This is a genomic window from Zobellia uliginosa, assembly GCF_900156625.1.
Classification (GTDB): Bacteria; Bacteroidota; Bacteroidia; order Flavobacteriales; family Flavobacteriaceae; genus Zobellia; species Zobellia uliginosa.
On sequence record NZ_FTOB01000007.1, the window covers coordinates 35425 to 60395 of the forward strand.

At 41.1% G+C, this 24971-nt stretch carries 20 protein-coding genes; all 20 read left to right on the forward strand.

Annotated elements, in window-relative coordinates; translation table 11 throughout:
- The 20 genes from BW980_RS18800 (at window position 1) to BW980_RS18895 (ending at window position 24893) form a co-directional block, all read left to right on the forward strand.
- Window positions 1-1035, forward strand: a complete 1035-nt coding sequence (locus tag BW980_RS18800; protein WP_076456706.1) for a PKD domain-containing protein — start codon at window positions 1-3, stop codon at window positions 1033-1035.
- A gap of 376 nt (window positions 1036-1411) precedes the next feature.
- The gene (gene tssD / locus BW980_RS18805; RefSeq protein ID WP_076456707.1) at window positions 1412-1798 is read left to right on the forward strand and encodes a type VI secretion system tube protein TssD; all 387 of its coding nucleotides are present in this window, start codon (window positions 1412-1414) and stop codon (window positions 1796-1798) included.
- A gap of 121 nt (window positions 1799-1919) precedes the next feature.
- On the forward strand, window positions 1920-2372 hold the full coding sequence (locus tag BW980_RS18810) for a hypothetical protein (protein ID WP_076456708.1): 453 nt from the start codon (window positions 1920-1922) through the stop codon (window positions 2370-2372).
- 18 nt (window positions 2373-2390) lie between these two features.
- Window positions 2391-3740 carry a DUF5458 family protein gene (locus tag BW980_RS18815; protein ID WP_013991782.1) on the forward strand — a complete coding sequence of 450 codons (1350 nt, stop codon included), beginning with the start codon at window positions 2391-2393 and terminating at the stop codon, window positions 3738-3740.
- A gap of 43 nt (window positions 3741-3783) precedes the next feature.
- Complete coding sequence (gene tssD, locus BW980_RS18820; protein WP_076456709.1) at window positions 3784-4173, forward strand: type VI secretion system tube protein TssD; 390 nt, start codon at window positions 3784-3786, stop codon at window positions 4171-4173.
- A gap of 50 nt (window positions 4174-4223) precedes the next feature.
- Window positions 4224-5183 (forward strand): hypothetical protein, encoded by a 960-nt coding sequence (locus tag BW980_RS18825; protein WP_076456710.1) that lies wholly within the window; start codon window positions 4224-4226, stop codon window positions 5181-5183.
- 2 nt (window positions 5184-5185) lie between these two features.
- Window positions 5186-5767 (forward strand): hypothetical protein, encoded by a 582-nt coding sequence (locus BW980_RS18830; protein ID WP_076456711.1) that lies wholly within the window; start codon window positions 5186-5188, stop codon window positions 5765-5767.
- A 376-nt stretch (window positions 5768-6143) separates the two neighbouring features.
- Window positions 6144-6758, forward strand: a complete 615-nt coding sequence (locus tag BW980_RS18835; protein WP_139327735.1) for a hypothetical protein — start codon at window positions 6144-6146, stop codon at window positions 6756-6758.
- Window positions 6755-7126 carry a hypothetical protein gene (locus tag BW980_RS18840; protein WP_076456713.1) on the forward strand — a complete coding sequence of 124 codons (372 nt, stop codon included), beginning with the start codon at window positions 6755-6757 and terminating at the stop codon, window positions 7124-7126. The genes BW980_RS18835 and BW980_RS18840 overlap by 4 nt, the downstream gene beginning before the upstream one ends.
- A 95-nt stretch (window positions 7127-7221) precedes the next feature.
- Entirely contained in the window at window positions 7222-7395 is a 174-nt protein-coding gene (locus tag BW980_RS22660; protein ID WP_175609921.1) for a hypothetical protein, read from the forward strand.
- A gap of 165 nt (window positions 7396-7560) precedes the next feature.
- Complete coding sequence (locus tag BW980_RS18845) at window positions 7561-8229, forward strand: hypothetical protein (protein WP_139327736.1); 669 nt, start codon at window positions 7561-7563, stop codon at window positions 8227-8229.
- Window positions 8230-8789: 560 nt separating this feature from the next.
- Complete coding sequence (locus BW980_RS18855; RefSeq protein WP_076456716.1) at window positions 8790-9539, forward strand: toxin-antitoxin system YwqK family antitoxin; 750 nt, start codon at window positions 8790-8792, stop codon at window positions 9537-9539.
- 417 nt (window positions 9540-9956) lie between these two features.
- Complete coding sequence (locus BW980_RS18860; RefSeq protein WP_139327737.1) at window positions 9957-10964, forward strand: hypothetical protein; 1008 nt, start codon at window positions 9957-9959, stop codon at window positions 10962-10964.
- 554 nt (window positions 10965-11518) lie between these two features.
- Window positions 11519-12541 carry a DUF4138 domain-containing protein gene (locus tag BW980_RS18865; RefSeq protein WP_076456718.1) on the forward strand — a complete coding sequence of 341 codons (1023 nt, stop codon included), beginning with the start codon at window positions 11519-11521 and terminating at the stop codon, window positions 12539-12541.
- Window positions 12542-12588: 47 nt separating this feature from the next.
- Entirely contained in the window at window positions 12589-13080 is a 492-nt protein-coding gene (locus BW980_RS18870; RefSeq protein WP_083690535.1) for a conjugal transfer protein TraO, read from the forward strand.
- Window positions 13081-13085: 5 nt separating this feature from the next.
- Complete coding sequence (locus BW980_RS18875) at window positions 13086-15749, forward strand: Ig-like domain-containing protein (protein WP_076456720.1); 2664 nt, start codon at window positions 13086-13088, stop codon at window positions 15747-15749.
- Window positions 15750-15916: 167 nt separating this feature from the next.
- On the forward strand, window positions 15917-18325 hold the full coding sequence (locus BW980_RS22665; protein ID WP_076456806.1) for an Ig-like domain-containing protein: 2409 nt from the start codon (window positions 15917-15919) through the stop codon (window positions 18323-18325).
- A gap of 864 nt (window positions 18326-19189) precedes the next feature.
- Window positions 19190-22096 (forward strand): SusC/RagA family TonB-linked outer membrane protein, encoded by a 2907-nt coding sequence (locus BW980_RS18885; protein WP_076456721.1) that lies wholly within the window; start codon window positions 19190-19192, stop codon window positions 22094-22096.
- 10 nt (window positions 22097-22106) lie between these two features.
- Window positions 22107-23732 (forward strand): RagB/SusD family nutrient uptake outer membrane protein, encoded by a 1626-nt coding sequence (locus tag BW980_RS18890; protein WP_076456722.1) that lies wholly within the window; start codon window positions 22107-22109, stop codon window positions 23730-23732.
- Window positions 23733-23744: 12 nt separating this feature from the next.
- The gene (locus BW980_RS18895) at window positions 23745-24893 is read left to right on the forward strand and encodes a SusE domain-containing protein (RefSeq protein WP_076456723.1); all 1149 of its coding nucleotides are present in this window, start codon (window positions 23745-23747) and stop codon (window positions 24891-24893) included.
- Window positions 24894-24971: the final 78 nt, after the last annotated feature.

The following is a 24971-nucleotide window of genomic DNA, read 5'->3' on the forward strand; positions in this document are numbered from 1 at the left end:
ATGATTCATAAAAGGATTAAAACCCACTTTGACAAAAACGTATTTATCTCTTTTTTAGTATTGGTGATTTTTGGTCTTGGGCTTTTATCGTTTAGATTGAACAGTAAGGTAGACTGTAGCAATGTTGATTTTGAAATGATTGCCGAATCTTATACCACTGCCGATTTGATCGAATTTAAAAGTGTAGACCCATCGGGCGTGGAGTGGGAGTGGGATTTTGGAAAAGATATTCCTAAAAAATACAGGTCTAATGTGGTGCATCAGTTCACCAAGGAGGGCACTTATACGGTATCCTTAAAAATGAACGGTCAATGTGGGGTCACCAAACAAATTGAAATCTCAAAACCGAAGGACCTGATCGTTCCTGAACTGATTCCTAATATAATTCTTCCCGAATACGTAAGGGTCGGCCAAGAAGTTGAATTCTCGAACGATTCGGAATTTGCCGAGTCGTGGCAGTGGAGCTTTGGGGAGTCGATGACCATTGATGGCAATAATCGCAAAGAGAAGTATGTCTATAAGAGTCCCGGGGAAAAAACCGTTCTATTGGTCGTGAATGGCGATAGGCGTCATGAGGCCAAGCAGCGGATTACCGTTTTACCGGAAAAGAAAAGTAGAAAAAGAAGGGCGAGCATAACCCGTGTAGATCCTATTGAGACGGTTCTTCAGGATCAGATAAGGGATAAGCCCAAGGCCGAGGACAAGGCTGCCGCGGATGCGGAAAAAAAGAAAAAAGAGGAAGTGGCCAATAGAATAGAAGTGTCAAACGATGACATGCAGCAAATGTTTATTTCCTATTCCGGTAGAAACCTTGATGATGTTTCCATTCGAAAATACTTCTGTTATAGTAATATACCTGTTTTCAATAAAACGGGGAACCGGTTTACGGTGAGCCAGTTTTTTAAGGAAATAAGGGATGTGAACAAATTAGAGATCAAGAGCATAAAAATGATCAAGGATAAGCAAAAAGGTTGCGTAAAAAGCATGACCATCGATATGCGAACCAAAAAAGGCCTGTTTTGGAAGACCTTTTAAAGATATACTCGGTTTTTTGAAAGCCATCATTACCATTACATTTTTTGTGGGTAGACAAATGTTCTTAAGTGGGTTTATATAAGAAAAAAACTACCCTAAGTGTATGTTTTGATTTTTAATTTTAAAGTATTTTCGTAATGTCGATAAAGGAATTTTACGAACATTTTAACCAAAAAATCAATACGGGGAAGATTTTGTCCTATCACTGATTATTACAGGGGTTCCCCGTGTTTCAATACGCTTTTTCGAGCTTTTTTGATTTGGTATTTCGTCGAAAAAAATTGCAAGTTTTAGTGATAGTCAATAGTTTAGCAGCGTTCTTATGTAACGTTACTTAATTATTAATCAGGTATTATTTACCAAAAAATTATTTATTATGGCTTTTAAAGCAAAATTGAAAGTTGCGGGAAAAGAGTTTACCGTTTTACACTGTTCTTATGATTTGAATCAAGAAGTTGATCCAACAGGAAGACCTTCTTCTGTTACCCGTGGTGGCAGAATCAACATGACTGTTGAGTCAAATGGGGAAACCGGTTTTTTTGAATGGATGACCAACAACTTTGAAAGAAAAGACGGAAGTATTGTCTTTATTAAGCGTGATACTGACGCAACTTTAAAAGAAGTTAAATTCAAGGAAGGTTATTTGATCAAGTACAAAGAAAACTTTGATGCTACCGGTCAGAACCCATTAACTGAATCATTTACTATTTCAGCCAAGGAATTGGCCAGTGGTGGTGGTGAACATATCAATGAATGGGTATAACCATATACGGACTTTTATTTATAAAAGGGGGCAATCTTATGCCTCCTTTTTACGTTTAATCGTGTATATATTGTACGTATAACTATTTTTTATTTAAATTTAGAAAATAAAATTATAATTTATGGCTATAGGTAATCTTGGTATAGGTGGTAATGAGGTAAAAGGCGACGCAAACGAGGCCTTGACCGAAATACCACAGAATAGAACTTTAATTGTAGGTAAGTTGACCCCAAATGCTCCGGTAAAGCCCGAGGCTATTGAAGGACTTAGGACAATTGAAGATGCTTTTGAGCATTTTGAACCTAAACTGAATATCCCGTTCGAGGATAAAGACGGTGGCGTTTTCAATGAAGAACTTGCGTTCACCAACTTAGGTGATTTTGGTAAAAAGGGAATTACAAATAACAGTGTGTTTTTAAAAGAGTTGGAGATTGAAAGTGATCAATACAAAAAGATCATCAAGCAATTGAAGACCAACAAAATTTTAAAAGCGGCATTGGAAGACCCTGAAGCCAAACAATCCTTGGTTGAGACTATTGATGCGCTTATCGAGGAAATCAAAAATGCCAAATAACCTTATTCTATTCCACATATGTCCGATAAACTAAAACAGTCACAACTAAGTGACAAACCTTTCATTGAGCAAATCAAGGAAAAATCAGATAACCTTGCCAAATACGGTGGGTTTGATTTATTAGAATCTGCTATTGATGACGTTCAGAACCTAAACCCCGATCGTAAGGCACGTAGAAAAATGTTCCTTACCGAAAACAATAAAAAACAAGAGCGGGAGTCGCTTTTGAAAATTTTATCGCTTTGGTCGGATACCTTGAAATCAGGGGATGACATCATAGGCTTGGTACAGGCTGCCGATGATAAGGCTCAAGAATCACAAAAAACATACACCAAAAACATTAAAACGGCACTTGAAGAGACTCGGGAATTGGAGACCTCTTACCGTTCTGTTGCCTTGTTTTATAAAAACACCGATTTACCTTCATTGAAGAACGTAACCGTAGTCAATGCCGAATTGGACCAATTGACCGATTTGGACAATACGCGTTTCTTTGATTACATACGTGAAGAATTGGTGTCTAAATATGACCGTTTAGACCTAAGGGAGAACTATTCGCTTATGGTGCTTCCAGGTTATCTAGGTTCAAAATCGGTCGTGGATAAGTGGGCAAAACTGGCCCATGAAAACAAAGTGACCTTGGTTACCGATTTTGCACATTTAGATGAACCGGACGATGTGATGGAAATGTTCGAAAGTGCCAACTTGGCCAGTGGCGATGCTTATTTGTCCAATACGATCATGACCTGTAACTGGTTGGTCGGTAGAGGTAAGTATGATGAGGTAGGTGAAGAAGAAGATGTACATGTGCCCCCCTCTGGAGCCTTGGCCGGAAAAATATACAAAACCTTGATGTCACAGGTTACCGCTGGTAAAAAGCACGGTGGACTAAGTGAAGTTGATGGGGTGCGTTTTGACCTTCGGAAAAGTGAGATTGCCAATTTAGAAAACTTAGGATTGGTACCTATGGTGAATGAATATGGCAAAGTAATGGCCTTTTCTGCCAAAACCTTGTTCAATGGTGACAACCTAGGGCTACAGACCTATTCCGTAGTACGTGTTTTCGATTATGTGACCAAAGTGTTGATGGACTTCCTTAACAGAAGGGCCTTTGAAAACTTCGATGCACGGACCAGAAAGGAAATCCAAAACCAAATCGTTCGCTTTTTGGATGAAATTACCGGTCCCGGTAAATTGATCGAGAATTTTGAGATCCGTCGTTTTGAGCAGGATATTAATCAAAAGGACCGAATTTATTTAGACGTGCGTTTAAAACCTTATTTCCCGGCCAAAAACTTCTTGATAAAGATGGACGGTCAAAAAGGTGATGAAGGTGCCGAATGGGATACCGATTACCAACAAAGTTAATAACCCGTTTTTAAAGTTCTAAAAACACATAAACCCTACAACTATGTCTTTTTTAGCAAAACTCATTATTGATGGGCAGGATTATAACGTCCTGCACTGTACCTATAATTTTGAACAACCTATGGATTCTACGGGCAAACCTGCCGGGAAACCATTGGGTGGTCAAATCATGATTACCTTGGAATCCCAAGGTAAATTCGATCTGTTCCATTGGATGTCCTCTTCAGATCAAACGAAGGACGGAACGATTATATTCTATAAACGAGACGCCATGTCGCAATTGCAGCGGGTAGAGTTTACCAAGGCCTATTGTGTGAGTCTTGAGGAAGAATTTGACGCCATAGACGACGTACCCATGCAGAAACGTATCGTTATTTCGGCCAAGACGATTAAAATCGGTGATATGGTCTTTGAAAACCGTTGGGGGGAGTAGCGTAAATCTCTAGCTCTTTAATGTTGTACCATTTTTTTAAATATTCTATAATGAGAAGAATAGAGCAGCTAAAACAACGGCATGATTTAAAAAAAGCTTTAAGGAGGGCGAAAAATGCTGTTACTAACATTGATGATGCTCCAGAAGACGACTTGAAATTAAAACAAAGAAATACCAAGGCCAAAGCGCAACTAAAATTAAGTCTCAAAAAATATCTTTCAAAAAGCAGTTTGAGAAAGAGCTACGGTTTGACTTATGGGATTCCCTTGGAAAGTAGATATAGACCACCTACTGATTATGTAAATAAACAAACAGGAGAATCGGTTTATGTAAATGACGGAATTAATCAGACAGTAGAAATTGACAACAATCTATGGAAATATGCTGATTATTTATCTAACAATCGTATAAGAAGTCCCTATAGCGATGCAATGAACCAAATATTGATAAAAAATTCCTCGTTGTTGAGTTCCACATCCTTTTCGTTTAACAATTCGGATTTGGCTGTGGCGCAATTATATCAAAAAAGGAATAATTCCAATGGTAAGAAGAGGCACGATTGCTTGACTACTGTTTGTGAAGCAACTAGAAGATTGTATCCTGGGGAAAACTTGAATTTGGCGGCTGCAATGACAATGATTTTACCTGGTAATGCTGATGGGAATAACATGAATAAGACAATGCGCCATTTACTTGATATTGGCAAAGCGGGAGGGCAACAATTAACTTTTGAAAAGACAAATGGGGGGGCATATGGCGATATAGGTTCACAATTATTAGGTAGAACTTCTCTAAACAGTACTTCGGTTTGGGGATTAAGCCTCAGCAATGCGTATCATAGTTTGATGGTTTACGTAGAACGAACAAATGGAGGTGCAAAATTCCATATAGTTGACCAATTTAGCTTTGAAACAGTTACAGATCTGTCTTCTTTTAACAACATTATCGATAACCACTTTCATGGTCCATGGAATAATCATAAAACAATTTTTACCCAATATCAACATTAACAATGAAAAAAGTTCTTCTGGCCTTATTTGTATTGGTAATTTTTTCTCATTGCAAAAGCAAAGAAGAAGAAACGAATTTTGAGAAGGAGAAATCAAAAAATTCGGTAAACGAAAATAATAAAGCTAAAAAATCAGTTCAAGAAGGTGATTGTTTTGAGTTCTTTTTCAATCAATTTATAAAGGATTTTAAAGTTGAAGCATCGGTAAGCAACACGGTAACCAGGTGGGGAACATTGGAGTGTTTTATTGAAAATAATAAGGCTATTTTTGCAAAATTAGAGAAGGAAGCGCTATACACCCTAGCGAACGCAACAGATAATAAGCAGCCTATTCACGTAAAAAAATTAACATATTCGAATAGAGAATTTGCAAACCGGATTTTCGATAGTTATGCCAAAGGCTTTCATAATAAATGCATTGGTCTTAAGGAGCCAAACTTTATTCTAATAGAAAAAAATAGAGTTTATGTTTTTTTTGTGGGTGCAGAGTCTTATCGAAGTACTTTGTTAACCTTTAAGACGAACTTACTTAGTGGTGGTATTCTCGAGAAATGTCAAACTCTTAGACTGAGTGAGTGTAAATAAAATGGGAAAGTGAATTTTGGATAATAGTAATTCTAGCCTTCCCCTAGCTATCGCTCGCTTGCAACGAGTGCCGTCAAGGCATTAAAATGTAACAACTAGCGGTGTACGGCGTTTTTAAAATCCGAGCTAAAAAGAACCAATACAAAGACTTATGATTGGTATTTTACAAAAACAGAAAATGACCGGATTCAAGTAGGAACACCTCTTAAGAATAACCTTGGTTATAATAGATATTTTATCATTGACTATGTGAATGTCCCCATTAATTCTGAAAGCTCCTGTGCTTCTTATACTACTCAGGAAAGGGTTCGGGAATTTGATATTTCAAGCAAAGAAATATCTGATATCATATCGGGGTCTAAACGGTTGTTCTAGGATGTTGACGGTAACCGTAAGTGAGAAAGAAGATGCAAAAATATATGCAGCGTTTGACAATGTTGATGAGAAAAAGATAATAAGCGTTACTATTGGTGTTCCTGTGGCTGTTATTGGAACTGTAAACACCTTACCTTTCATTATTGCAGAAGGACAATTAATAGCAGGGTCTGGTTCATATCTTAAGAGTACGATAATTGGTAGTGGTGCTGGGCTCAGCTTAGAAAGCAGTGTTAGCAGTTCATTAACTTCAATAGCTACCGATGCTACTACTCAATATGTTGGGAATGGGTTTGATTTTAAAAAGGTAGATCCATTAAAGGCTACAATGTCAGGAGTTTTTAAGGTAAACGCTTCTTCCGTATTATTAAAATCTTCCGTAAGTTCTAGGAGTGATTATGGTTACGTTCCACAATTAAATAGTTTTGGTGAAACTGCTATTAATTTTTCATTTGGTATGTTGGGTAGAAATAGTATAAATAAAAATATTAGTTCTTTAGGGCTTTCAGAATTTAATAAAAGTATGGGAGGGTATTTAGAAAACATTCTGAAAATGGGGGCTAATAGTACTAAAACTGCTATTGTTGTTGAAGTTAAAAAAGAAATGGAAAAATGATGGATTGGTTAAATTCCAAAAAACCGGTGAAATTACTGCTGGTATTAGCCATTTGTTTTTTTTCATTTAAATATTTTCGCACAATTTATCATTTCAAATTTTACTCAACTTATACTCTCGGGAAATGTACTTCCATTGAACACCAAAATGCATCCACTTATGCAGACTTTATTTTTTTTGTTGAAGGTCGTCAATATGATGGCTCAACTAAATTGAAAGAGGTAAATAGTATTTGGGTCAACAAATACTTCAAGGTAAGATACTCAAGTAAAAACCCTGAAATAAATGAGATACTTTTAGACGAAATGATTACCGATCCCAAGGCCGTTGAAGCGGCGGGCTTCAAGCTAAAAAGCAAAATAGAATAGTATATGTTCTTTTTGTGTTTATGATTCTACTACATTCAGTTTTAGCGTAAAAAAATAATCTAATATTTGGTACGTTCTAAATTAAAGTGTCCCGTATGAAAAACAATTTGATCACCATAGCATCCTATGCACCGGTCATCATTTATTTAGTCTATTCTTCTTTGACAAGAGAGCCCAACAGTGGCATAAATTGGATTGAAGTTGTAACGGCAGGACTTTTAGGTGGTGTAGGTACTGCAATCGGGAACAGAATGAAGAACAAAAATTAATAAATAAAATTTCGGCGTTTTATTTGAGGGAAATATTGCATGTCACGGTTCAATGTTTCGGACTAAGCAACTAACTATTAGCAGATATGATAAATATAGCGAGTAGTGAAAGATGAGTAGCCAAAAGTGTTGGTTACGTTTTATAATGTGGATAAAAAAGCAGCTATGAGGTTTATATTAATGATCGTCCTTTTGATTTCTGCTATTTCTTGTAAAGAAAAAGCTTTTTCGCAAGAGATGTCTACAGAATTCTGTAAAGGCATTAAGCAGCTAGATTTATCAAATAGTTCCGCTGAAAATATCTTGAAGGATATGACGCAACTTGGTTTAGATTTAAGAAACAACAATCCGGATAAAGTTAAGTCTATAAGAAATCAGATAGCCCAACAAATAGGAACGGACGATGAAATGGAGGTAGCATATGCTTTTGCAGTAAAATTTACCGGTGATCTAATGGAAAACTGTCCCGAATATCTAACGGCAGTTAGAAAAATTTTGCCTCAAAAAATAGACTCAAATGCAACTGTAGGCTATGTGTCAGGTAAGGTCGAATCTTTTCTAAAAGAGTGGCAAAATGAGCCTTTGGACAAGAAGTATGAAATGGCTACAGATTCGATAATTACATATTTAGGTTTCTGCGCTAATTACAGAGAGAATTACCCAAATTTGAGCTATGGGGATTTATCGCCTCAAAATGATGTACATGTATATCTTTTACACAATTCAGATGATTATCTAAAAGCTTTCCTTGTCAATACTCAATTGAAAGGTATGGGATATAAGGCTGTAGAATTCCCGAGGTTACCTGAAATTACTATTAAAGGACTTGAGTAATTATTTTTTAAGAACCTTCCCCGCTAGCACTCGTTTGCAATGAGGACCGTACACAGTAAGAACCGGTATAAACTGAAAAGAGAGCTATCTAAAATATTTTTGGTAGCTTTTATATTTTTAGACAATGCGATGATAACGATAACTAAAGTAACATGGACCGTGCTAGTCAAATACCGTATTCGGGATTTACTCGTTATCCCTAATGGAGGCGGGGCAGATATGAAATTCTGGGCACACTTGGACCATTGGGCAAAATAGGGCATAAAAGCGGTTCAGACGGTTACCGCCGGTACCGAGCAAGGTAATAATGTAGGGAAGGCCATAGAAATATTAAAAGAAGAGTTTATGCAAAGAGAGGCAAGTGTTGAAGCGCTCCAGATAACTCAGTGGAACTCTTATAAAGATGTTCATGGTAAGCTCACTAAATGGGTAGACTCAACTAAAGTGAAGGTTGCTTTAAAAGGTAGTCCTGCCCAAAGACAAAAAGTCCTAGATTCGATCCGTTGAGAAAATGAGAGCAAAAGAGGAGGGATGAACTATTGGTTAAAGCAAAATTAATAATGATTCGTACGGCAAGTTTTCTACTCATTTTTTTTGTTGCGCTCTCGTGTAAAAATAAAGTACACAAAGAGTTTTACCCAAGTGGTAATTTAAAGTTTGAATCCGAGGTAGGGGAAAATGGATTGTTTAACGGAGGGTATATTGAATATTACGATTCGGGAGAAATTAAAGCCAAAGGGAAATATGTAGATGGCAGTATTTCAGATACGGTTTATTTGTTTTACAGAAATGGGAAACTGAAAGCAAAGGGACTTTTTCAAAATAAGATTAAAAAAGGTTGGTGGAACTATTACCGACAAGATGGTGAACCAAAGAGTTTGGAGGAGTACTTGGTCATCCATGACAGTATGTACAAGAATCAATCGATACATTATCTGAATAATGGGGAAATAGACTTAAAAAACAGTTCTTTCTTTAGTTTGGAAGTACCCGATACGATGGTAGTGGGTAAAAATGTAGGAAAAGTTTTGAACTATAATTCCAACTATTCATCGGACGAATATTATCTATCCGATTACCATTTCTTAACGGTAATTGTAGAAAATGAATATGAAAACGGATTGATAAAAAAAGATACTTTTAGCGATGGGACATTTACTCCTAGTTTTGGAGTTTTCGCTAGAAAAAAAGGGAATCAGACAGTAAGAGGTCGTATCATGGAGGAAATCGTGTACGACATCCCTTCCGATAGTTCTGTAGTTGTTAAAGAGCATTTCAAATACTTCGAAAAAGACGTGTTCGTTCAATAACCTACATAATATCTTTGATTGTTTCTTGCCAAGAAAATCAAACAGACTTACAGGGTGCTTGAAATCAAGAGATAATCTAATGGTCATAAAGCCGCCAAATGAAGTGGATACGGCCAATTACGAAAGGGGCGATGTCCATTTAAGTATTTTAGCGGTCATCAATTAATCTAAGATTTCATAACAGAACTACATTGGGCGACATTCAATTTTGCTTCATGAATACGTACCTTAGTTGTATTTTAGAATATCATGGGTAAAAATAAAATAGGTGTCCCAAACTTTTTTCTGGTCCTGGCCTTTGTTTTTTGCATGGCCTTCTTTTGGGGAGGCTTACTGTCTTCGGGGTCATCAAGCTCCGTACGTGTTAATGGACTAGTCATTCTATTTATGATAATTGCCTGGATATTTTCCGGGATTATGTCGTTTTGGCTTTTTAAGAGTTTCAAGATTGTTGTCGTTAAAAATAATACCATTAGTGTTTCTTCGTTTTTTTCGAAAAAGAAAGAGCTTGAGTTCAGTGATTTGGAGTTTGTAGGGTGGCATTCAGAGTATTTCCATTATTCCAAAAGTTTTCATATCGTCGCGACACTCTATGATATTCATGGTGGTTCTATTGAAATAAATGATTTGGAATTGGAAAATTTTGATGCGATAATGCAGTGTGTTCCCCATGAAAATTCAAGTTCTAAAAAACGGGTATATAAAAAGTTGGCAAAGGATGGCTATATCTCTTCAGCTATCGGCCTAGCGCTTAGTGCATTGTTTTTTGTTTTTATGGTCGTAAGTTTTGGAGGTGATATTCAGAGCTATTTTTCCGGAAATTATACTTTAGAGGACTTCTTTTTTAGAGTGCTTTTTCCAATAGTCCATGTGTTGATAATTTGGGTGTTTTTAAAACGTACGCTTAGATATCGAAAGATCCTTAAGAAAGGGAAATCGGTAAAAAAAGCAATAGCAAAGACCAATTCGGGACGAAAGGGGAAAATCGAGAATAGTTTCGAATACTGTGATGACCCTGTAATGGGGTATTTTAGCGGCTCATGGAAGATTGAGGGGCAAAATGAATTGGCCGAGGTTTACTTTTATGCCCCTAAAGATAAGATGCTTCAATCTCAAATCGATAATTTTGATAAACTCTTGGCTAATTATCCAACGCTTAGGCAAGAACTAGGCCAAGCATTGGATAAACGATTAAAATTGGAGAACCACAAACATGTGGATCATTTACTGGAACAACCTCTTCATTTTTCAATCATTTCGGTGCTATACGATCAGAGAAACCATGAAAATATTCAAGCGGATTACGATATTGAATTGATTGCTTCTAAACTCTACACATCATTGGGGATAAAAAGGGCTGTGGATATCGTTGCGGTTATTGCCAACGGACAGATAATGGAAATCATAAAAGAATCCGACACTTAGAAAAACAATAGATTGTGACTACAATGATTGGCGAGCTTTGTTTTAGGATTTAATTGTGCTTGCCAAGCCTATGGTTGAAATCGGTGTTATTTTCTTTTCTAGGGGGTATAGGGGAAGGTGATGAGGAAGGGAAATCGCAGTAGAAGAGACAGTATTGATGTTAGGGGAAGCCGTGACGTGATAAAATGGAAGACTGCCCCTTAAAGGGGGATGAGGTAGGGGGTCAAACTAAAAGTGTGTTGTTTTTAATATGCCTTGAGGTAATTTTAAAGAATTTAAAATCTTTATGCAGGTAGGGAAAACAAAAAGGAAGGGATATGTAGAAACTTATATGGTGACTATGGTCGGTAAGAATAGTGCGACCGGCACAATGGCTTTGTTAAGATAGAAGTTTTTTGGTTTTTATTTGACGGTATAAACCTACAACTGTAGCCTTTCGACGATAATTTATTGGGATATCTCCCTTAATTAGTATTTTTGTATTTTAATGTTTTGTTAAGCCTTCTTTTTTTTGTAGGTAAAAAGCCATAGGAAATATTAAACTTTCTTTACGTATGAAGGTATCCCCGATTCCCTTTAACTTGCTTATTGGTTTTTTTTTCTTGTTTGTCAGCAATACTATCGTCGCCCAATCTCCATTGGCGGTAGCATGTAACGAGAATAGTACTGTGAGTCTATTCTTTCCATCCAAACTGGTGAAAATTGTAGAACCTGGGGTTAATTTTAGGTTTACTTATGATGAAAGCTCGAATATAGGGGCCTTGCAAGGAAGAAAAGGAAAGAACAGCAACCTTACGGTGATAACTGAAAATGGTTTTATCTTCTCGTTTAACTTGAGTTATTCTGAGAATGTAGGAAAGTTCAATTATATAATTTCACCTGAGCAAGCAGTAGGAAAACTAAATCAGGGGCCTACGGTTCAATCTGAAACGAACCGGGAACCACGCGAAGATATACAGGAAGCTAAAGAGTCCCCTTTGTCAAAACCTTCAATCAACGAGGGGGGAGAAATGCTCAAAGAGGCGATAGTAGAGAAAGAAATTCCTAGTAATCCCATTGAAAACCAAATAATTCCAGAAAATAGCCCTAAACTTGAATCGGAAGGGACCGTTTATAACGATGCTTTTGGGGTTGAGCAAGATTTGTACGATGTCGATAGGGAGGAATATTATCGTATTTTTTGTGAAAACAACTATTTACAAAAAACAGTTTTTAAGAGAAGTTTTAGACAGAATAAAAGAATTGTCTTAAAATTGAACAATATTTTGGTTGACAGGGAAGAAATTTACTTTATACTCCAGATTGAGAATAATTCCAAAAGGGAGTATCATATAGATGGTGTAAGTTTTTTTAAAAAAGCGGCTGTTGGTCAATTACAAAAAATCATGAAACCCCGATATACCTTTAACCTACAAGAATCCCTTGATCCGGCAAGTGTCAATGAGATCGTATATGTCTTCAAAAATTTCAAATTAAGTAGCAAGGAGCTTATTTATGTGGCCTTGGCAGAAAAAGACTCCGACAATATGGTGATACTTCCGTTAGATAATAAACAAGTAAATTCCCCTTCCAATTGAATATTAAAAAAATATTTTCGGTCTTACTTTTTTGCATCCCCGTTTTTATGATGGGGCAAAGTTATACAAACACTTTTTCGGTCTCCGGTGGTATGTTCGGAGAGGGTTATGGTGGAGAGTTCACTCTGGATACCAATCTTAGTGAGACTACCTTCACGGAGTTAGCCTTAAATGTATCCATTGCCAATTATCAATCGGGAATAAAATCTATTCCTTACTCGAGCATAACGGCGAGCTATTCGTATTTCATCACCCTTTATAGTAGAAACAGGCGGATGCAGGCCCTTTCTTTAGGGGGGGGTGTCTTGGCAGGCTATGAAATGGTAAATAATGGAGAGGTCGAAGTGTCAAATATTGTGTCGGTCAATGGGGAAAGTAAGTTTATTTACGGAGCCGTATTGACAGGGGATATCGATATTATTGTCAGTGAGCATATATCCTTGATCATCCGTACATCGGAGTATTTTCATGCAAATAGCGATTTCGGGAGTTTTACTAACTACACAGGCCTTGGGTTGAGGTATTATTTCAATAAATAAGTTCAGTGAAAAGACTATACGACAAACTTATATATTCTTTGGCCGTTATAGTCATTCTCATCGCCTGTACGAAGCAGGTGGGCCTAGTGACCGAGGTCGAGTTCGATTTTGTAGGGAACCATACCGATACGGGCCATGTTAACGAAGGGCTGGCTACGGCCCTTAGCGTTGTCCCGGAAGAAGTCGTGGAAGGCTATACCTATAGCTTCACCTATTCGGTGGAATCGGGGGAGGGCGGTTTCGAGGACGGCGAGGGAAAAATCCTGGCACCGGGGGAGAAACACCCTTTTGGCGGACTGACCGGCAACCTTCAATATATCGGCACCACGGTAGGGGAGCATAAAGTGCGTATCCTGGCGGAGGATCCCTATGGCTTCACGGAGGAACTCGAGCTTACCTATACCCTTAGCGAGGTTCCCGCCACATGGACGGCCACGGCGTCGGACACCGAGCTTCTGGTCGGCGGGGTTACGACAATTACGGTCACCTTGGGCAACGGGGGAACGGGGAATGTGGCGTACGAGCGCAGTTACGGTATGGTCGGGGGATCGGGGGGACTTACCCTTGAGGACGGAACGGGATTGGAAATGGACGCCTATGTGGAAATCGTTCCCGGTACCTATCGATACAATTTCATGGCGGAAGCCCTAGGTAGGGTGACCCTTACCTTCGACCTGAGGGACGGTAACGGCCAGGAACTTACCGCGGAGGTGAACCTAGAGGTGGTCGAAGAACTGTCACCGGAGGGCAACGACATCGTGGCCTTCTCATTGCCGGGGCAGGTCGGTACGTCGACGATCGACCCCGATGCCCATACGGTATCTGTAAATGTCCCCGATGGGACGGAATTGGCCACGGCCCCCGAGGTGCTTACGGTATCGGAGGGCGCGACGGTCTCCCCTACGGCCGATGCGGAGCTTGATTTCTCGAATCCCGTTACCTATACGGTCACGGCCGGCAACGGGGAGGGTCAGGAGTGGACGGTGAACGTAGCCGTAGTTGCCTCGGAACCGGAGATAAGCGCCTTTACGATCAATGGGGTGGAAGGCAATATATCGGGTACCACTATTACGGTGGATCTTCCCGCAGGTACGGACGTCACGGCCCTTGCACCGTTGATAACCTTTACGGGAGACTCGGTAAGTCCGGAATCGGAAGCCGAACAGGATTTTACCGACCCGGTCAGCTACACGGTCACAGCGGGCAGTGTAGAAAAGGAATATACGGTAACGGTGGAGGTGGCTTCAGATACGGGTGACCCCGAGATTACGCTGTTCTCGATAAACGGTGTGGAGGGCGTCGTTTCGGGCACCGACATTACGGTCGGCCTCCCCTCGGGCACCGATGTCACGGCCCTTGCACCGTTGATAACGTTTACGGGAGACTCGGTAAGCCCGGAATCCGGTACGGAGCAGGACTTTACGGACCCCGTTACTTACACGGTCACAGAGGGTAGTGTTACAAAAGAGTATGCAGTTACAGTGAATGTCAATACAGTCGTAAACGGGGCGCCGACGGCGAATGACATTACGGTCACCGTCGAAGGGAACTCGAGCAATAATACCATCGATGTGGCCGGGGAGATCGGGGATCCCGAGAACGCCCCTCTCACGGTAGGTATCCAAGGAAACCCTGTAAACGGAACGGCGGGCATTTCGGGTACGGTAATCACTTACACCCCGAACAATGGCTTTTCGGGCAATGATGTGATTACCTATTCTGTAGATGATGGGATCAACGCAGCTGTAAGTGCGACGATTACGGTCAAGGTCAATGCGGTCGTAAACGGGGCGCCGACGGCAAATGACATTACGGTCACCGTCGAAGGGAACTCGAGCAATAATACCATCGATGTGGCCGGGGAGATTGGGGATCCCGAGAACGCCCCTCTCACGGTAGGTATCCAAGGGAACCCTGCGAACGGAACGGCGGGCATTTCGGGTACGGTAATCACTTATACCCCGAACAATGGCTTTTCGGGCAATGATGTGATTACCTATTCCGTTGATGACGGGATCAACGCAGCTGTAAGTGCGACGATAACTATTACTGTATCACCTGTGGTACGATATCATCGATTTGAGCGTTTAGGGACAAGCTTAACGGAGGCTACCACCAATTTTTGTAATGGTACCAGTTTAGGGGGGGCGAAACTCAATATTGAAATAGCAACAAAGCTTATTGTTGGAAATGTTTATCAATTGTCCAACACTGATTATACAGGATACTATAAAGTAGCCATTGCTTTAGATGATCCTAGTAATGATGCGGACGATACCATAAGTGGAACTGATGTTTCGGGGGCGGTCAATGTGAATTGTGCTACGCCAACGGAATTAGACTGGGATCTCAAGACAGGTTTGTTAAGCGGCCCGCCTAATGCTAATGTCACAATAAGTATAAGTGTTACGGGCAATGGAGGAGCTTCTTTATTTTCTTCAGAAGGGAGCATTAATTGGACGGTCTGCGGTCAGGAAGCAAAGGACGAGGAGGGGTGTCATTATCCTGTTTCGCAAAGTACAACGTTGCAATTCCCTTCTTCCGGAAAAATAACAATTACTGGAACTCATAGTGGAGGTTCAGATCCTTCTAGTACGGCGACTGTTACTTTTTCTAGTGAGGGTAAAACGATAACAGATTTTATGTTAGGAAATAACATTCCCAGATAAACCACGCAATATATTTTGTACAAGTACTATTGATTAAAACTTAAGGTTTGATTTTGATGAAAAAACTTTAAGGATTTCTTTGAATTATATACCGTTTCAACAAATAGATTTGAATAAAAGTGTGATAGTCATTATTTTGGTTTGATATTAAAATGTTCCCCAAACATATGAGCAAGAGCTATAGGTATCCAATTTATTTTTTTACAATGTTGGCCATCCTCATCGCCTGTACGAAGCAGGTGGGCCTAGTGACCGAGGTCGAGTTCGATTTTGTAGGGAACCATACCGATACGGGCCATGTTAACGAAGGGCTGGCTACGGCCCTTAGCGTTGTCCCGGAAGAAGTCGTGGAAGGTTATACCTATAGCTTCACCTATTCGGTTGAATCGGGGGAGGGCGGTTTCGAGGACGGCGAGGGAAAAATCCTGGCACCCGGGGAGAAACACCCTTTTGGCGGACTGACCGGCAACCTTCAATATATCGGCACCACGGTAGGGGAGCATAAGGTGCGTATCCTGGCGGAGGACCCCTATGGCTTCACGGAGGAACTCGAACTTACCTATACCCTTAGCGAGGTTCCCGCCACATGGACGGCCACGGCGTCGGACACCGAGCTTTTGGTCGGCGGGGTTACGACGATTACGGTCACCTTGGGCAACGGGGGAACGGGGAATGTGGCGTACGAGCGCAGTTACGGTATGGTCGGGGGATCGGGGGAACTTACCCTTGAGGACGGAACGGGATTGGAAATGGACGCCTATGTGGAAATCGTTCCCGGTACCTATCGATACAATTTCATGGCGGAAGCCCTAGGTAGGGTGACCCTTACCTTCGACCTGAGGGACGGTAACGGCCAGGAACTTACCGCGGAGGTGAACCTAGAGGTGGTCGAAGAACTGTCACCGGAGGGCAACGACATCGTGGCCTTCTCATTACCGGGGCAGGTCGGTACGTCGACGATCGACCCCGATGCCCATACGGTATATGTAAATGTCCCCGATGGGACGGAATTGGCCACGGCCCCCGAGGTGCTTACGGTATCGGAGGGCGCGACGGTCTCCCCTACGGCCGATGCGGAGCTTGATTTCTCGAATCCCGTTACCTATACGGTCACGGCCGGCAACGGGGAGGGTCAGGAGTGGACGGTGAACGTAGCCGTAGTTGCCTCGGAACCGGAGATAAGCGCCTTTACGATCAATGGGGTGGAAGGCAATATATCGGGTACCACTATTACGGTGGATCTTCCCGCAGGTACTGACGTCACGGCCCTTGCACCGTTGATAACGTTTACGGGAGACTCGGTAAGTCCGGAATCGGAAGCCGAACAGGATTTTACCGACCCGGTCAGCTACACGGTCACAGCGGGCAGTGTAGAAAAGGAATATACGGTAACGGTTACTGTAAATACGGCCGTTGTTCCAGTAACGGAAGTGACGGTAACGCCATCTACGGCAACGGTAACAGAAGGTAACACTACAAACCTTACCGCCGACGTATCGCCGGGCAATGCGGATGATACACGGGTAAACTGGACATCCTCAAATACAAGCGTGGCTACGGTTGACGGAATGGGAGTGGTGACCGGGGTCGCGGTGGGTACGGCCACCATTACGGCCACCACCGTTGATGGGGGGTATACCGATACCTCGGTAATTACCGTAAATGCCCTCGACCAACCGCCAACAGTAGTAGATGATGTTTACACCGTATACGAAAATACCACAAACAATATTTTAGAAGTGTTAGACAATGATAGTAGTTCAGATGGCAGTTCTTTGATTATAACAAGTATTCAAGAGCCGGTAAATGGTACGGCATCGATTGGTTCGAGCAACCAGACCATTGTTTATAATGCCACAGTAGGTAATGATAGGTTTGATTATACCGTTTTGGATGGTAATGGTGGTACGAGTTCGGGAACAATAGATATAAATGTAATTCCAAATCAAATTCCAACAGTGAAAATAGACGAGGCTGTACTTATACCTGATGGAGATTTTCCAAAAACATTGAATTTTTATGTAGCGAGTTCTAATGATGATGGAAACATTGTAAATTATGAATGGAATTTCGACGATCTTGGTTCTATAGATAACATTCTTGAAAAGAGTGATGATTCTTTCGTGTCCCATACTTTTAATGATGCAGGTACGTACAATATCGTTTTGACCGTGACAGACAATTTAGGGGCAAAAGGATCGGACGCCGTTGAAATAATTTTAGAGGAACCCCCTGAACCGGACTTTTCTTTTTCGGTAAATCCCTTTCAGGTTCAACCGGAAGAAGGGTACCCTTCAGGAGGAGAAATAACACTGTATTTCAATATAAACCCTAATAGCTCAATGCCAATAGGCTCGACCTATACTATGGTCATGACCACTACAAAGGCTAGATTAACTTTGGGTGTAAATACTTATAGGCAAAATAATGATATTCCAATGTTCACAGGAGGGATTCTAGGAAGTTTTAAGGATGATATGAATACTACGGGCTCACTTACAGTAATTTTTACGGTAACAGAAAATATTACTGGAATATCAAAACAAGATCAGGTGAGATTAACTTTTAGCAATTGATGTAAATCTTCTTAATACGGGAAAAGAATGAAATTAGCTGTATGCTCGAGTATGTGGCCACTTCCAATATTAAAAAAGATTACAGATGGCCCTTTGTATTTAATACGAAGGATGAACAGGGAAGTGTATAAAAGATTTCAATTTTTATTACCTAAAAAGCTCTGTTAGACAAAAGATCTTCGGTGATTGGAAAAATCAATTGATGTAGAGGAGAAGTGATGAAATCGGATTTAATGAAGTGGCCGATATTAGTGTTTTTTTATAGGAATACGCGAAGGACCCATCCGCCATTTCTTTAAGCCCTAAGATGAGAATGACAATAAATTTTAATTGGTTCAATACCGGGGTATTGCACTTTTTATGGCAACTCGGATTTCGTTCCGTTATTGAGTTTTTGTATTAATAAAAAGAGGCCCACCTTCTTAATTTGGGTTAAATTGTCAGGCTATATCGTAGTTTACCTTCTACAAATATTGATGGCTTATTTCATGATGTATGGCTCCAGTATGATCAACTAAGCTTTCAAGTACCTTTTACATGTTTGCCTCTCTAGGGTCGCAATTCGTCCTAAAAAAAACGGCATCTTTTTCCTATAGTCGTTTTATAGCTTGGTTGATTTTTTTTTGCGGTATTCTCATTATAAGGGTTTATAATTCTTTTTTAAGAAAAAAAATACATCTCGTTTTATTGTAAGTGTTAAAATTTCAGAATTTTTAAACACTATAACGTTTTCGCTTTTTTTCGAAAACGTTTTCGGATTTCACACAATTTTTCCAACGTTTTCATTCCTATAAATTTACATCTGCTTTATGCATTAAAGTGAGATTAGAACGAACTCAATTATTAATACAACAAACAAAATCTATGAAAATATTTCAGAAGATATGGTTGCTAGTATTTCTGGTGCCCACGGCAATTTTCGCCCAACAAAAAGTGAGCGGAACGGTAACCGATGCGGCTTCGGGAACCCCAATAATGGGAGCAAATGTAATTGTTAAAGGAAGTACCATCGGAACTACAACCGATTTTGACGGAAACTATCAGATAGAGGTAGAAAATGGGGCGATATTGCAGTTTTCCTACCTCGGGTTCGAATCGGTGGAAATGACGGTAAATGGTAGTTCCTTGAACGTAGTCATGAGCGAAGATGCCCAACAATTGGAAGAAGTGGTCGTAATCGGTTATGGTACGGTAAAGAAAAAAGACGCTACAGGCGCGGTTGATATGGTTTCTTCCGAGGATTTCAACCAGGGGCCGGTGCTTTCCGCCCAACAGTTGATTCAAGGTAAGGTTGCAGGGGTATCCATTACTTCTGGTGGGGGTGCGCCTGGCGAGGGTCAAAATATCGTAATAAGGGGGCAAGGGTCGTTATCACTGACCAGTGATCCTCTTTATGTGGTAGACGGTATTCCTTTGGATAATGAAGGCGTAGGCGGATCTCGAAATCCTTTGAACTTTATCAACCCAAACGATATTGAGAGTATGACCATCTTAAAAGATGCATCGTCTACCGCCATTTACGGGGCACGCGCAGCTAATGGGGTGGTAATGATCACGACCAAAAAGGGAAAAGGAAAAGAGTTTCGGTTCAACTACTCCGGATCGACGACTTACTATGACCCTACCGACTATGTAGATGTCTTGGATGCGGATCGGTATCGTAATTTGGTGAACCAAATCGGCGATCAGGCCGCTATTGACCGTTTAGGAAACAGTAACACCGATTGGCAAGATGAAATCTATACACAAGCAGTAGGATTTAACCATAATTTCAGCACAACCGGAAATATTGGCGGCTTTATTCCCGTGAGGGCCTCTTTAGGTTATACGGACCAGAACGGTATTCTTAAGGGTGATAACTTTTCAAGAACTACAGGAGCCGTCAACTTTAGGCCCAATCTGCTGGATGGCCATTTAAAGATCGAGCTTAACGGTAGGGGAATGTATACTGAAAATTCATTCGCCAATAGGGATGCCATCGGTGCGTCGGTCGATTTTGATCCTACACAGTCTGTTTACGATGTGAATTCACCTTTTGCGAATTATTATACATGGCTCAATGCCGATGGGGTGCAGGACAACCTTGCACCTACCAATCCGGTCGCTTTGGTAAACTTAAAGGAAGATACCGCCGAGGTAAGGCGTTTTATCGGAAATGCCAAAGTGGATTATAGGTTTCACTTTTTTCCTGATTTGATCGCTACCGTAAACGTGGGGCTCGATAAATCGAATAGTCACGGAAGGACCATCGTATCGGAACTTATGCCCTCTTCCCAACTTGATTGGAATGGTTCGTTGTCGAACTATACGAACGAGTCGACCAACAAACTGTTCGATGCCTATGCCACCTATATGAAGGAATTTGGCAAAAGCAACCTGACCGCCGTAGCAGGATATTCATATCAAAGTTTTGAAAATGATAATTTTAAGTACGATAGCGAGGCCGAAGAAGATGGTAACGATTTTGAGTTTATAGATAAGTGGAAAAGTGTTCTGCTATCTTACTTCGGAAGGGTCAACTATAATTTTGATGACAAGTATTTGTTGACCGCTACCTTGAGGGCCGATGCTTCTTCAAAATTAAATCCAGATGACCGTTGGGGCTATTTTCCTTCCTTCGCTTTTGCTTGGAATATGAACAATGAGAGTTTTCTAAAAGATTCAAATACAATCGATAATTTAAAACTTCGATTAGGGTATGGTGAAATCGGAAACGTCAACGGTTTAAGTGATTATAACTTTTTGACCCGTTACAACGGGAGCCAATCGACTGCCAATTATCAGTTGGGTACCGGTTTTTATCAAACATATCGCCCTGAGGCTTTCAACGGAGACTTGAAATGGGAAGTTGGAAAAACTTTCAATGCAGGCGTCGATTTTGGCCTATTGAATAGTAGAATTTCAGGAGCTTTGAACGTCTACTATAAAAATACAGAAGACCTTATCAGTAAGGTGACCGTAGACCCGTTCACTAATTTTTCCAACACTATCGATAAAAATATTGGGGATATGGTGAACAAGGGTGTTGAGGTGGAACTGAATCTCGTGCCCGTCGCGACCGAAGACCTTCATTGGAGCATAGGTTATAATATTTCCTTTAACGATAATGAAATCACCAATTTGCCCGATCAGGTAGAGGTCGGTGATATCAATGGCGGTACCGGAAACAAAATACAGTTGCACAAAGAAGGGTATGCCCCTTATAGCTATTGGGTATATAAACAGGTGTACGACCAACAAGGACGTCCTATAGAAGGGGCCTATGTCGATCGAAACGGAGATAACAAAATCAACAACGAAGACCGGTATTTGTACCAAGATCCCTATGCTGATATTATCATGGGCTTAAATACCAACCTTAATTACAAGAATTGGGATTTGGCCATAGTGACCCGGGCGAACTTGGGCAATTATGCCTATAACAATATGGCCTCGAGCAAAAGTTATGAGGTTAGGGCAACGGAGAACAATATCTTGACCAATCTACATTCCGATTACTTTAACACCGGGTTTAAATCCATTACGGAGAGTAACCTAGCAAGTGACTATTACATTCAAGATGCTTCCTTTTTTAAAGTAGACAATATAACGCTAGGATATACGCTGCCCGAATTCGCGGGAAATACTTCGCTAAGGGTATATGGTTCTGTACAGAATTTACTGACCCTTACCGACTACGATGGACTGGATCCTGAAATTAAGGGGGGGATTGACAATAATTTCTACCCAAGACCGCAATCTTTTGTATTTGGAGTAAATCTTGACTTTTAAAACGTATACCATGAAAAAAACATATAAGAAAATATTAGCCTTGTTCGTTGTGGGGATATTTTTAGGATCTTGCCAAGATGACCTAGACCAAACCCCTATCGATCCCGATAGTTTTACGGAACAAAACGTATTTGCAAGTCCGGATGAGGCCAAAGGTGCCTTGGCCAAACTTTATGCAAGTTTGGCCCTTACAGGTCAGGAAGGGCCATCGGGACAAGCCGATATCAGTGGAATAGACGAGGGAACGTCACAGTTTTCACGAATGCTTTTTAGCCTGAACGAACTGACCACCGATAATGCCGTAGTCGGTTGGGGAGACCCGGGCCTACCCAACCTTCATGAAATGAACTGGGATGCGAACAACGATTTTACTACGGCAATGTATTACCGTTTGGCCCAAGAGGTGTCTTTCTGTAATTCCTTTATCGAAAATGCCCAATCGCTCGCTGATGATCCCGAGGTGGCCTATTATATTGCGGAAGCACGGTTTTTAAGGGTTTTTGCCTATTATAATTTAATGGACCTTTATGGCAATGTTCCCTTGGTTACGGTCGTTTCTACCGAGCTTCCAGAACAGAGTCGCCGATCGGAAACCTTTGATTTCGTTGAAAGGGAATTATTGGAAATTCAAGACCTGCTCAAAGATAGCCAGTCTAACGAGTACGGACGTGTAGATCAAGTGGCCGCTTGGGCACTACTGTCCAAACTGTACTTGAATGCCAAAGTGTGGACGGATCAAGATAAATACACCGATGCCGTTACCTATGCCAATAAGGTCTTGGGTTCTTCTTATTCCATAAACACGAACGATGCCAATGGAAACGGTACGGCCTATGACGAGCTTTTTTTGGCGGATAATGATACCAATGGGGCTCAAAATGAATTTATTTTCGCACTTAATTTCGACGGAAACCAATCGAGGACCTATGGAGGAACGACCTTTTTGGTCCATGCTGCCGTGGGAGGTACCATGGAACCTTCAGATTTTGGAGTGAACGGAGGATGGAGCGGATTAAGGACTACCAGTGCCTTAGTGGAGAAATTCGATGCCTCTGCCACTGATTTCGATTCTGACGGGCATCCGGTACAATGGGCCGATATGAGGGCGATGTTCCATGCCGACGGACAAAATTACGACATCAATACGATTGCCAATACGTTTACCGATGGTTACGCCGTAACCAAGTTTAAAAATGTAGACGCCCAAGGTAATGCGGGTAGCGATGCCGGAGGTGAATTTGTAGATTCCGACCTTCCTATTATCCGTTTGGCCGATATATATTTGGTATATGCGGAAGCCGTTTTAAGAGGTGGCTCCGGTGGCGATATCGATACGGCCGCATCTTACATCAATGAGTTGAGACAACGTGCCTACGGTTCCACTGCGGGTAATATTAGCGCTGCTGACCTTACCCTGAATTTTGTTTTGGACGAAAGGGCCAGGGAATTGTTTTGGGAGGGACAAAGACGCACGGATCTTGTTCGTTACGGTCTCTTTACTTCAAATGGTTATGTATGGCCATTTAAAGGTGGGGTCAAAAATGGAACCGCGGTCGATTCCTATAGGGACTTGTTCCCACTTCCTGTCAATATTATTTCAATCAATAGCAACCTTACCCAAAATACTGGGTATTAAAAACGATAAAAAATGAAAAAAATAGCATTCGTAATTACCTCACTCGTAATTTCATTGGGCTTTTATGCTTGCTCTAATGATGATGATTTTACTTTTGTGGCCCAATCCAATACTGAGGAAATATCCTTTGAAAACACCCTTCTCGAGTCTTATCAACTTAGCACGGCTAATGCCGATAACCTTGCCGAACGCTTTATTTGGAATAAGGCCGATTTTGATGTGCCCACTCCCGTTTACTACGAGGTCCAGGCTTCTTCCGATGAATCTTTTGAGGCTATTACGGTTTTGGCAAGCGACCTCACCGAGAATAACTACGGTGTTACCGTTGCCAATATGTTAAGTTTGGCAGAAGACGCGGGCTTGGATAAGGACCCTGATACGGAGGCCCCTAATACCGGTACATTATATTTTAGGGTACGTGCCTATGTCGGCGATGATGCTGCAAATGTAGTGGAGCAATTATCCGATATCCTGTTATTCCCGGTCGTCCTTGTTCAAGAAGAGGAGGGAGGAAGTACGGTAGAAATAAAACCGCATTTGTTTATGGTCGGAGACGTTACCGAGGCCGGATGGGACAATAATGCGAACAACACTCCACTTTTTAGGGATTCTGATAATGACAATAATTTCTTTTTTACAGGAAGGTTTGCCGGTAGCGCCTCTACGGAAGGATTCAAACTATTGGAAGTTTTGGGGGCATGGCAGCCTCAATGGGGATTAGATGGGGCCAATGTAAGTAGCAGCGATATCCTAGGAAGTGACCCGTCTGCGTTCAAGGTTGACGAAGACGGTTATTACAGCTTCATCATCAATACCGAAGAGCTTACTTATACCCTAGAAAAATATGATGCTTCCGCGGCAGCTACCTATACCAATATCGGAATTATAGGTGATGCGAGTGCAGGAGGATGGGATACCGATACCGATCTTGTCCAATCCACTTTTGACCCCCACCTGTGGCATGCAGAAGGAGTTGAGCTTGTAGACGGCGAAATGAAGTTCAGGGCAGACCATTTGTGGGACAATAGTTGGGGTGCCAGCACTGAGTTAAGTGGTCAGGGCATGAACAATAACGACCCTAATATTCCTGTCAAGGCGGGGACCTATAACGTTTGGTTTAACGATCTTGATGGAAGATATATTTTAATACCTCAAGAATAGGGTTAGCTGAAGAGGAGTCCGAAACCAAGGGTTTGCCTGGTTTTTTGGACTCCTTTTTTTACCCATAAAGTATATAGT

Coding starts and splice junctions, on each gene's coding strand:
- BW980_RS18800 (WP_076456706.1), top strand. CDS start 1: ATGATTCATAAAAGGATTAAAACCCACTTTGACAAAAACGTATTTATC.
- tssD (WP_076456707.1), top strand. CDS start 1,412: ATGGCTTTTAAAGCAAAATTGAAAGTTGCGGGAAAAGAGTTTACCGTT.
- BW980_RS18810 (WP_076456708.1), top strand. CDS start 1,920: ATGGCTATAGGTAATCTTGGTATAGGTGGTAATGAGGTAAAAGGCGAC.
- BW980_RS18815 (WP_013991782.1), top strand. CDS start 2,391: ATGTCCGATAAACTAAAACAGTCACAACTAAGTGACAAACCTTTCATT.
- tssD (WP_076456709.1), top strand. CDS start 3,784: ATGTCTTTTTTAGCAAAACTCATTATTGATGGGCAGGATTATAACGTC.
- BW980_RS18825 (WP_076456710.1), top strand. CDS start 4,224: ATGAGAAGAATAGAGCAGCTAAAACAACGGCATGATTTAAAAAAAGCT.
- BW980_RS18830 (WP_076456711.1), top strand. CDS start 5,186: ATGAAAAAAGTTCTTCTGGCCTTATTTGTATTGGTAATTTTTTCTCAT.
- BW980_RS18835 (WP_139327735.1), top strand. CDS start 6,144: ATGTTGACGGTAACCGTAAGTGAGAAAGAAGATGCAAAAATATATGCA.
- BW980_RS18840 (WP_076456713.1), top strand. CDS start 6,755: ATGATGGATTGGTTAAATTCCAAAAAACCGGTGAAATTACTGCTGGTA.
- BW980_RS22660 (WP_175609921.1), top strand. CDS start 7,222: ATGAAAAACAATTTGATCACCATAGCATCCTATGCACCGGTCATCATT.
- BW980_RS18845 (WP_139327736.1), top strand. CDS start 7,561: ATGAGGTTTATATTAATGATCGTCCTTTTGATTTCTGCTATTTCTTGT.
- BW980_RS18855 (WP_076456716.1), top strand. CDS start 8,790: ATGATTCGTACGGCAAGTTTTCTACTCATTTTTTTTGTTGCGCTCTCG.
- BW980_RS18860 (WP_139327737.1), top strand. CDS start 9,957: ATGTCGTTTTGGCTTTTTAAGAGTTTCAAGATTGTTGTCGTTAAAAAT.
- BW980_RS18865 (WP_076456718.1), top strand. CDS start 11,519: ATGAAGGTATCCCCGATTCCCTTTAACTTGCTTATTGGTTTTTTTTTC.
- BW980_RS18870 (WP_083690535.1), top strand. CDS start 12,589: ATGATGGGGCAAAGTTATACAAACACTTTTTCGGTCTCCGGTGGTATG.
- BW980_RS22665 (WP_076456806.1), top strand. CDS start 15,917: ATGAGCAAGAGCTATAGGTATCCAATTTATTTTTTTACAATGTTGGCC.
- BW980_RS18885 (WP_076456721.1), top strand. CDS start 19,190: ATGAAAATATTTCAGAAGATATGGTTGCTAGTATTTCTGGTGCCCACG.
- BW980_RS18890 (WP_076456722.1), top strand. CDS start 22,107: ATGAAAAAAACATATAAGAAAATATTAGCCTTGTTCGTTGTGGGGATA.
- BW980_RS18895 (WP_076456723.1), top strand. CDS start 23,745: ATGAAAAAAATAGCATTCGTAATTACCTCACTCGTAATTTCATTGGGC.